This window comes from Halalkalibacter hemicellulosilyticusJCM 9152 (genome assembly GCF_000513115.1).
Taxonomy (GTDB): domain Bacteria; phylum Bacillota; class Bacilli; order Bacillales; family Bacillaceae_D; genus Halalkalibacter; species Halalkalibacter hemicellulosilyticus.
Genome location: NZ_BAUU01000086.1, coordinates 1 through 1,680, shown reverse-complemented (window position 1 = coordinate 1,680; position 1,680 = coordinate 1). Strand labels below are relative to the sequence as shown.

The following is a 1,680-nucleotide window of genomic DNA, read 5'->3' as shown; positions in this document are numbered from 1 at the left end:
AAACGGAACTCTGATGCAATGATGACATCAAAATGCCGTCTCCCATTAGGCTTGTCCTCCCGTTTAGGCCACATTGGCTCCGGTACCGGGAATGGTCGCTCCTCTTGTGGAAATGGATAATATAACGTCTTTCCACTTTTGTGATACGTTTCATACTGCTCAGCGTACTCTTTACGCGCTCCCATAAAAAAACCATGATAGCCAAAACTAGAGTTCCCCGTTAATGAATGAGATGACTGACGCTGAAAAGAGTATGGACCTGTTTTTAAATCAGCAACTGCATCTTTACCAAATACTCGCTTTAATCTTTTTTTAAACTCACCATCTGCTCCGAAACGAACAGAGTCCCAATAACCAATCTGCTTCAAGACCGGTTCTCGCCGAAACATAAGTGACGACATGTTTGCAAATAGGTATTCACCTGGTCTCCCACGACGATAGAACATTAGCGTGTCAGTCGCGCGCGCTTGTTCAGTTGTATTGGCTACCACTGAAGGGTTTGACACTAAATGTTTAACTTGATGTTCTATTTTTTCTGGATGGGACCAATCATCGGCATCATTAATCGTTACAAAATCACCTGTTGCCACTTGTAAAGCTCGATTTCTCGCAACATAAGGACCGCTATTTATATCATTTTTTAACAATTGAATTCGTTTATCTTGCTGTTGAAATTCTTCAATGATTTTAACCGTGTCATCTTGACTATAGTCATCCACAATTAAAACCTCTAAGTGACGCCACGTTTGATTTAAAACCGATGATACCGTAGTCCTTAAACATCTTTCAGCATTATAAACAGGAATGATTATCGTCACTTTTTCATCCTGCTCATCTGATTGAATTGTTGCATCGTTATTTACAACTAAATCATCATACGTATAACCTGTTCGTTGTAAGTCCAATGTCATCATACCATGATTTTCGAATACTTGATTAATCAATCTTATCCGTTCATGAAAATCTTTTTTTATATTAGCTTTTGCTAAATACAAATCATCATGAGCTCCTTTTTGAAGTTGCTCATCAATCACTTTCTCTGCTTTTTCTTCCATATTCAACTGTAAGAAGCATTCTGCCTCTATAATAGTGATTCGTCTTAAATTCGTTTTGTTTTTCTCACCTTCAGCGGCCTGTTCTAAAAAGTGCAAAGATTTCCTAGCGCCATCAATAGTATATTGACTTGCATACCATAATGCTAATTCCCATGCTGCCATTCGCCTTACATATGGATTATCAGACTTGTTACATAATTGTTCTAGTTCGGCTAAAGCTTTCTTTGTGAAGCCTAACTCATTTAAACGATAGCGCACCTTTTTAATTTTCTGTTTTGCTTTTTTCATCTGGTAACTGGGATTAAAAAGGTCATGAACGGATCTCTTTCTAATTGCGACTTTATAAGCTAGTTGAAACCACCTGTATGCTCTTGATGCTTGTCTATAAACAAAGCTTCCCTTCACAAGCATCAGTTCTTTTTCCATTTTTATCCTTTTATTCCTATATTGATCACGTTCAGTTTCAAGTAGTTGGATCGTTCTTTCAAGGTCATTTACCCGCTCTGTAGTGATTTGATCCTGACCTCTTTGATCCTTACTTTCATGCTGTGAACTATGACTCATGTTAAGCACCTCTCCAATCTCCGCTTATGCTTCCCATACCCAAACTGCTCCTCAACATAAG

At 38.3% G+C, this 1,680-nt stretch carries 1 protein-coding gene; it reads right to left on the bottom strand.

Annotated features, from left to right (window positions below):
- Positions 1–1,619: glycosyltransferase family 2 protein (locus JCM9152_RS20940; protein ID WP_148296572.1), on the bottom strand; the 1,619-nt coding region annotated here is incomplete at its 3' end.
- Positions 1,620–1,680: the final 61 nt, after the last annotated feature.